Source organism: Streptomyces sp. NPDC093065, from assembly GCF_044754585.1.
In the GTDB taxonomy this organism is placed as follows: domain Bacteria; phylum Actinomycetota; class Actinomycetes; order Streptomycetales; family Streptomycetaceae; genus Streptomyces.
Window position 1 is genome coordinate 55,200 of record NZ_JBIVPJ010000034.1, and the last position, 8,151, is coordinate 63,350.

The 8,151-nt window shown below is 73.3% G+C and carries 5 protein-coding genes; 4 read left to right on the plus strand and 1 reads right to left on the minus strand.

What is annotated here, in order from left to right; translation table 11 throughout:
• Positions 1 to 9 precede the first annotated feature (9 nt).
• The 4 genes from ACIQFU_RS36175 to ACIQFU_RS36190 are packed head-to-tail and all read left to right on the plus strand — an operon-like array spanning position 10 to position 5,925.
• The gene (locus ACIQFU_RS36175) at positions 10 to 1,659 is read left to right on the plus strand and encodes a sugar ABC transporter substrate-binding protein (protein WP_402557403.1); all 1,650 of its coding nucleotides are present in this window, start codon (positions 10 to 12) and stop codon (positions 1,657 to 1,659) included.
• Positions 1,656 to 3,230 (plus strand): xylan 1,4-beta-xylosidase, encoded by a 1,575-nt coding sequence (locus ACIQFU_RS36180; protein ID WP_402557405.1) that lies wholly within the window; start codon positions 1,656 to 1,658, stop codon positions 3,228 to 3,230. Before ACIQFU_RS36175 ends, ACIQFU_RS36180 begins: the two co-directional genes overlap by 4 nt.
• Positions 3,227 to 3,910: a hypothetical protein gene (locus tag ACIQFU_RS36185; protein ID WP_402557407.1), complete on the plus strand. Its 684-nt coding sequence runs from the start codon at positions 3,227 to 3,229 to the stop codon at positions 3,908 to 3,910. The genes ACIQFU_RS36180 and ACIQFU_RS36185 overlap by 4 nt, the downstream gene beginning before the upstream one ends.
• The gene (locus ACIQFU_RS36190) at positions 3,907 to 5,925 is read left to right on the plus strand and encodes a beta-galactosidase (protein ID WP_402557409.1); all 2,019 of its coding nucleotides are present in this window, start codon (positions 3,907 to 3,909) and stop codon (positions 5,923 to 5,925) included. The genes ACIQFU_RS36185 and ACIQFU_RS36190 overlap by 4 nt, the downstream gene beginning before the upstream one ends.
• On the opposite strand, the gene ACIQFU_RS36195 is transcribed toward ACIQFU_RS36190, so the two are convergent.
• On the minus strand, positions 5,919 to 7,895 hold the full coding sequence (locus tag ACIQFU_RS36195) for an alpha-glucuronidase (RefSeq protein ID WP_402557417.1): 1,977 nt from the start codon (positions 7,893 to 7,895) through the stop codon (positions 5,919 to 5,921). The two genes, ACIQFU_RS36190 and ACIQFU_RS36195, sit on opposite strands and share 7 nt — an antisense overlap.
• Positions 7,896 to 8,151 lie beyond the last annotated feature (256 nt).

Consider the following 8,151-nt stretch of genomic DNA (forward strand, 5'->3'; position numbering starts at 1 on the left):
GGAGTAACCGTGAACAACACAGGGCACCTTTCGCGGCGTCAGGTCCTGGCAGCCGCCGGCTTCGCCGGCCTCGCCGCGCTCACCGGCTGCGGCAGCGGCGACGACGGCGGGGACGCCAAGGACCTGTCGAAGAAGCGGGACGGCGCGATGAAGGAGTACCGGACCGGCCAGCAGTTCAAGGCCGCCGAACCGCTCACCTTCGCACTCCTGCACCTCAGCAACCCCAACTACCCGCCGAAGGACGACTGGCTGCTCTGGAAGGAGCTGGGCAAGCGCACCGGCGTCACCTTCAAGCGCACCGACGTGCCCCTCAGCGACTACGAGAAGAAGCGCAGCCTGCTCATCGGCGCGGGCGACGCACCCCTGCTCCTGCCCAAGACCTACCCCGGTCAGGAGACCCCGTTCGTGTCGTCCGGCTCCGTCCTCGCCGTCAGCGAGTACGTGAAGCTGATGCCCAACTTCCGCGACAAGGTCCGGAGATGGAAGCTGCAGCCGGAGGTGGACTCGCTGCGCCAGTCCGACGGCAAGTACTACCTGCTGCCCGGACTGCACGAGAGGGCCAAGTCCGGCTACTCCCTCGCGCTGCGCACCGACGTCCTCGGCAGGCTGGGCGTGGAGGCGCCGTCCACCCTGGAGGAGACGGCCGACGTCTTCCGGGCGCTCAAGTCGGAGTACCCCGGCAGCCACCCCTTCTCCGACCGCTGGAACCAGCCCGAGCCGGGCGGCGCCCTGCTGGGCTACATCGGGCAGGCCCACGGCGTCCGGGCCGGCTGGTCGTACCTGAACACCAGCTGGGACGCGAAGGCCGGCACGTTCGTCTTCACCGGTGCGACGGACGGCTACCGGCAGATGATCGAGTACCTGCGCGGACTCGTGGACGAGAAGCTGGTGGACCCCGAGGGCTTCACCCAGAGCGACGACGAGGCGGTCAAGAAGCTGCTCTCCGAGAAGTCCTTCGCGATCAGTGCCAACCCGCAGGAACTGGTCCAGAACTACCGCTACAACCTCCAGCGGCAGGTCGAGGGCGCGAAGATCGAGATGATCCCGGTGCCGCTCGGGCCCGCGGGACCGGTCGTGCTCGGCGGCTCCCGCCTGGAGAACGGCATGATGATCGCCGGCGACGCCCTCGACCGGGACGACTTCGTCGCCCTCATGCAGTTCGTGGACTGGCTCTGGTACTCCGACGAGGGCCAGAAGTTCACCAAGTGGGGTGTGGAGGGCGTCACTTACACCCGGTCCGGCGGCACCTACCGGGTCGCCGACGGCATCAGCCTCATGGGTTCCGACCCGGACGCCCCCAAGGACCTCCAGAAGGACTACGGCTTCTACAACGGCGTCTTCTCCTACGGCGGCAGCTGGGAACTGGTCTCCTCGTCCTTCAGCCCCGACGAGAAGAAGTTCCAGGAGGCCATGTCGCGGCGCAAGGAGCTCCCCGTCGACCCGGCCCACCCCCTGCAGTCCGTGGAGCAGGAGCAGGCCACCCTCTGGGACACCCCCCTCAAGGACCACGTACGGCAGAACACCCTCCAGTTCATCCTCGGCAAGCGCCCCCTGTCCGAGTGGGACGCCTACCTGACCGAGCTGAAGGCCAAGAACATGGACCGGCTGGTCGAGGTCCACAACAAGGCCTACGAGCGGTTCCGGAAGGAGCAGGGGTGACCCGCGTCCACGTCCCCGCCGAACCGGCCGGCGCCTTTCCCGACGCCTGGCGCCACTGCGTCGGCACCGGCCGCCTCGACCTCGCCCTGCGCCGGGACTACCAGGACTCCCTCGCCCTGCTCCAGCGCGAGATCGGCTTCCGGCACATCCGCGGCCACGGTCTGTTCAGCGACCACATGGCCGTCCACCGCCCCTACACCCACCGGGGCAGCCGCCACGTCCACCACTCCTTCACCCACGTCGACCAGGTCGTCGACGCCTACCTGGCCGCGGGAGTACGCCCCTTCCTCGAACTCGGCTTCATGCCGGGCGGCCTGGCGAGCGGCGAACAGACCGTGTTCTGGTGGCGCGGCAACGTCACCCCGCCCCGCGACCTCGCCGAGTGGACCTCGCTCGTCCGGGCGACCCTCGCCCACCTCGTCGACCGCCACGGCCTGGACGAGGTACGCACCTGGCCCGTCGAGGTGTGGAACGAACCCGACCTGCCCGACTTCTGGCAGCACGCGGACCAGGACGCCTACCACCGCCTCTACGAGGCCACCGCGCACGCAGTGAAGGAGGTGGACGCGGACCTCCAGGTGGGCGGCCCGGCGGTGTCGCCCGGCGCGGGGCCGGACTGGCTGGAGCGGTTCGCCGAGTTCACCGAACGCCGTGACGTGCCCGTGGACTTCGTCTCCCGCCACGCCTACAGCTCCGGGCCCTCCCAGCACGTCCCCTTCGGCGTGCACCAGACGCTCGCCCCGGCCGCCGGGCTGCTCGACCAGTTCGCCGAACCCCGCCGCACCCTCAAGGGCACCCGGCTCGCGGTCGCGCCCGTGCACATCACCGAGTTCAACTCCTCCTACCGGCCCGACAACCACGTCCACGACACCGCCTTCCACGCCGCCTACCTCGCCCCGGTCCTGGCGGGCGGCGGCGACCTCGTCGACTCCTTCTCGTACTGGACGTTCAGCGACGTCTTCGAGGAGGCCGGCGTCCCCACCGCCCTCTTCCACGGCGGCTTCGGGCTGCTCACCCACCGGCAGGTCAGGAAACCGACGTACCACCTGTACGCCTTCCTGGCCCGCATGGGCCGCGCCCTGCTGACCCGCGGCGACGACCACCTCGTCACCCGGCACCCGGACGGCCGGGTCACCGTCCTGGCCTGGGCGCCCGTCGACCCGACCGGCGCCACACCGGGACCGGAGTCACACGCCCTGCGGCTGTCCGTGCCGGTCGGCGCACAGGACGCGGCCGGCGGACGGGGCGAGGCGTTCGTCCGGCGCCTCACCGTCGACGAGGAACACGGCAACGCGTACACCGCCTGGCGCCGCATGGGCAGCCCCCGCTCGCCCCGCCCGCACCAGCTCGACGTCCTCCACGAGGCCGCCGAGCCCGCCCGCGCCCACCGGAGCCTGCCCATCGAGGGCGGCCGCGTGGACCTGCCCCTCACCCTCGCCCGGCACGAGGTCGCCTTCGTCGAGCTGAGCCCCGTCGAGGACGAGACCCCCACCTGGTGGGACGAGCGCCGCCTGCTCGGCCGGGACCCGGAGCCCGGACCGGACCCGGAGCCCGGCCGGGACCCGGAGTGAGCACCGCACGTACCGCCGACTTCGGCACTGGTGTCCTCTCCCGCGCCGCCGCCCTCGTCCACACCCTGCTCACCGTCGAGGCCCTGCTGCTCCTCGCCTCGGCACCGGGCCTCGCCGGACTGTTCCTGCTCGCCCCCGACCCCGCCAACCTCCCCCTCGCCGCCCTCTGCCTGCTGCCCCTGGGCCCCGCCCTGTCCGCCGCCGTCTACGCCCTGCACCACCGCAGCGCCGACCTCACCGCCCTCCACCCGGCCCGCGCCTACGCACGCGGCTGGCGGCTGAACGCCCTCCCGGCACTCCGGCTGTGGGCGCCCCTGCTGGCCTGGCTCACCGTCATCGCCTTCACCCTCACCCACTTCACCGCCACCGGCCTGCCCGGCTGGTGGGCCGCGCTGCTCGCGCTCGTGGGCGCCGGCTCCCTCCTGTGGGGCGCGCACGCCCTCCTCCTGACCTCCCTGTTCACCTTCCGCGCCCGCGACGCCGCCCGCCTCGCCGCGTACTTCCTGCTCCGGCACGGCCGCGCCACCCTCGGCGCCGCCTCCCTGCTGCTCCTGGCGGCCGCCCTGACCGCCCTGCTGACCGAGGCCCTGCCCGCCCTGCTGGCCGCGCCCCTGCTGCTCTCCCTGCTGCACAGCGGCCGATCGGTGATCACCGAGACCGAGGAGGAGTTCACGGCATGACGGCGCCCCGCACCCCGAAGATCCCGTACGGCGGCGACTACAACCCCGAGCAGTGGCCGGAGCACGTCCGGGACGACGACCACCGCCTGTTCACGGAGGCGGGCATCGACACCCTCACCGTCGGCGTCTTCTCCTGGTCCCTCATCCAGCCCGGCCCCGGCACCCACGACTTCACCGCCCTCGACCGCACCCTCGACCGCGCGGCCGCCGAAGACCGCCGGGTCTGCCTGGCCACCGGCACCGCCGCCCTCCCGCCCTGGCTCGCCCGGCACCATCCCGAGGTCAACCGCACCGACTTCGAGGGCCGCCGCCACCGCTACGGACAGCGCCACGACTTCTGCCCCAGCTCTGCGGAGTACAAGCGCGCCGCCACCGCCCTGGCAGGCCGTCTCGCCGAGCGCTACGCCGATCACCCCGCCCTGCTCGCCTGGCACGTCAACAACGAGTACGGCGGCGCCTGCTACTGCGACCTGTGCGCGGACGCCTTCCGGACCTGGCTGCGCGAGCGTTACACAACCCTGGACGCCCTCAACGACGCCTGGTGGACCACCTTCTGGTCGCACCGCTACACCGACTGGGACCAGATCGAGCCGCCCAGCGCGCTCACCGAACACTGGCGCGGCCCCGACCACACCGCCTTCCAGGGCATCACCCTGGACTACCACCGCTTCACCACCGACGCGCTGCTCGGCTGCTTCCTCGCCGAGAAGGAGGCGATCCGCGCCCACGACCCGGACACCCCCGTCACCACCAACATGATGGGCCCGTACCGGCCCCTCGACTACCACCGCTGGGCGCCCCACCTCGACTTCGCCTCCTGGGACAACTACCCGCCCCCGGACGCCCCGCCGACCCGGGCCGCCCTCGGACACGACCTGATCCGGGGCCTGAGGGACGGCGCCCCGTTCTGGCTGATGGAGCAGACGCCGTCCACCACGGCCTGCCGCGACGTGAACCCCCTGCGCCGCCCCGGCGAGCTGCGCCTGGCCACCTGGCAGGCGATCGCCCACGGCGCCGACGCCGCCCTCTACTTCCAGCTGCGGGCCTCACGCGGCGCCTGCGAGAAGTACCACGGCGCCGTCATCGGGCACGCCGGCCGCGCCGACACCCGCGTCTTCCGCGAGGTCGCCGCACTGGGCCGGGAACTGGCCGGCACCGGCGCCGCCACCCTCGGCGCCCGCACCCCCGCCCGCACCGCGCTGCTCTTCGACTGGGACAGCTGGTGGGCCCTGGAGATCTCCGACGGCCCCTCCCGCGCGGTCCGCTACCCCGACGTCGTCCACGCCTACTACCGGGCCGCCCGCGAGGCCGGCGCCGACGTGGACGTCGTCCCGGTCACCGCCGACCTGACCCCGTACGACGTCGTCCTCGTCCCCGTGCTGCACCTGGTCAAGGGCGATCTGGCGGACCGCCTCACAGGGGTGGCCCGCCGGGGCGGCAGCGTCCTCGCCACCTTCCTCACCGCGCGCTGCGACGAGCACGACCGCGCCTTCCTCACCGACGTGCCCGGCCCGCTCGCCCCGCTCATGGGCATCCGGATCGACGAGTGGGACTCCCGCCCGCCCGACGTCGTACAACCCGTCGGACTGGGGGAGTTCCGGACCACGGCCCGGCACGTCTTCGAGATCGTGCTGCCGCGCGGCGCGGAGCCCGTCGGCACGTACGGCGCCGACTTCTACGCCGGCACCCCGGCCGTCACCCGCCACCGCGTCGGCGCGGGCGAGGCCTGGTACGTCGCCACCGCCCTCGACCAGCCGGGCGTCGACCACGTGGTCCGCCGCGTCCTGGCCCGGCACGGGCTGGTCGGCCCCTACGCGGACCACCCCGCCGTCGAGACCGCGACCCGCGTCGCCCCCGACGGCACCCGGCTGCTCTTCCTCCTCAACCACGCCCCCGAACCGGCCCGCCTGACCGCCCACTTCACCGCCGAGGACCTGCTCACCGGTGAACGCACGGACCGGGGCGAGCCGTTCGCCCTCGGCCCGCACGGGGTGGCGGTCCTGCGCCTTCAGTAGATCGTCCGCCCCCGCTCGTCCGGCACCCCGGACTTGCGCAGGAAGTAGCTGTTGACCTGGTCGCGCCACTCCCGGGCGGACCGCACCTGCTCCTCGAACCGCTCCGCCACCCGTGCGTGCCGGGCCGGCCCGACCAGGTCCACGAGGCCCGCCCACACCCGGCGGGCCTCCTCGGCCTCCTCGACACCCTCGAAGTGCGTGTCGTAGATATGCTGGATCACGGTCTTCCCGCTGTGCAGCACATGGCCGTAGGGCACGTGGTGGAAGAAGAGCAGCAGTTCGTCGGGGCAGCTGCCGGGCGACTCGTACAGCTCCGACCAGGGCTTGGCGTACTGGGCCGCGTACCCGGTGCCGGTCGCGGCGCTGCGGTCCACGCCGACACCGTCCCGGTCGGCGAAGTGGTAGGTGCCCCACGGGCTGTACTCGTAGCCGTCCACGCCCGGCCCGTAGTGGTGCCCGGGCTGCACCATGAAGCCCACGCCGAGCGGGGCGGTGTACTTCTCGTACGTCGGCCAGGAGCCGTCGAGCACGGTGTGCAGGCCCCCGGCCAGCCGCCGCCCGGCGCCCGGATGGGTCAGCGCGATCCACTCGTCGAGGACCGCGTGCGGTTCCGCCGCCGGGTTCCAGGCGAGCCGCCCGAAGGTGTACAGGTTGGCCTGGGCGAGCGGGTGGCCGGTCCAGAAGGGGTCGTCGCCCACGTTGGACACCGCCACCAGGGCGTCCGCCAGCCGCCCGACGGCCGTCCCGCCGTCCGGCCGGAAGCGCAGCGCCTCGCTCCACATCGGGCCCAGCCAGCACACGTGCCGCTGCTGCCCCGTGTACTCCTGCGTGGCCTGCACCTCCACCGCGAGCCGGGTGCCGGGCATCGCACCGATCAGCGGCGAGACGGGCTCGCGCACCTGGAAGTCCATCGGGCCGTGCTTGACCTGGAGCACCGCGTTCGCGGCGAAGGCGCCCTCCAGCGGCACGAAGTGGTCGTACGCGGCCCGGGCGCGGTCCGTCGAGCGGTCCCGCCAGTCCTGCCGGTGGTCGTAGACGAACGCCCGCCAGTGCACGGTGCCGCCGTACGGCGCCAGCGCGGCGGCCAGCAGGTTGGCGCCGTCCGCGTGGGTGCGGCCGTACGCGAACGGGCCCGGCCGGCCCTCCGAGTCGGCCTTGACCACGTACCCGCCGAAGTCCGGTATCGCCTCGTACACCCGTCGCGTCGCCCCCGCCCACCAGTCCCGCACCCGTGCGTCCAGCGGGTCGGCGGTGGACAGCGGGCCGAGGACGACCGGCGCGGCGAAGGTGACCGACAGGTGCGTGCGCACGCCGTAGGGCCGCAGCGCGCCGGCGATCGCCGCCACCTCGCCGATCCGGTCGGTGAGCAGGTGCGCCTCGGCCTCGTGGACGTTGACGTTGTTGACGCAGACCGCGTTGATCCCGCAGGCCGCGAGCAGCCTGCCGTAGGCCCGCACGCGGTCCAGGCCGTCGCGGGCCCGGCCGCCGGACCAGAACAGCGAACCGCCCGCGTAACCCCGCTCGACCTGGCCCATCACCGGGTGCACGGCCACGTTGTCCCAGTGGTCCAGCATCCGCAGAGCGAGGGCCGGGCGGTGCTCCTCGCGGACCGGACCGCCCAGGAACGCCGCCTCGCCGAGCCGCACGACGTGGAACAGGCCGTACAGCAGACCGCGCCCGCCCGACGCCGTGACGGTGGCCCGGCCGTCCGCACGGGCGTACACGAAGCCCTCGTCGTCGAAGTCCCCGACGGCCCCGGACCCGTCACCGCCGGTCAGCTCCAGCACGAGATCGGCCGGGGCTGCGGCGTCGTCGTGCACGAGGGCACCCCCGAACCGCCGGCAGGCCGCCGCCACTTCACCGCGCACCGTCCCGGCGAGCGGTCCGGTGCCGCGCACCAGTGTGCGCCGGGTACCGAGGGCGCGGAAGGCGGTGTCCGGCAGCCAGGCCGGGTCGATGGCGTCGTCCATGCCGTCAGGCGACCGCCCCGCCGGTGCCGCGTGCCGCGGCGGTGCGGTCGGAACGGCCCGCGCCGTCGTGGAGCGTGGGGTCCACCTGCGCGCCGTCCCACGAGAACGGGTCGGACGTCCCCATGTGTTCCCCCTGACCGTGCGTGACGCGCCCCGGGGCGGCTGCCGGCCGAGGTCGGCGGCGACGGCCTCGGTCAGCTCCGCGTCGTCGACGGTGCCGAGGGCGAAGTTGCCCGGCCGGGACGAGCCGGTGGCG

Coding starts and splice junctions, on each gene's coding strand:
- ACIQFU_RS36195 (WP_402557417.1), bottom strand. CDS start 7,895: ATGGACGACGCCATCGACCCGGCCTGGCTGCCGGACACCGCCTTCCGC.
- ACIQFU_RS36190 (WP_402557409.1), top strand. CDS start 3,907: ATGACGGCGCCCCGCACCCCGAAGATCCCGTACGGCGGCGACTACAAC.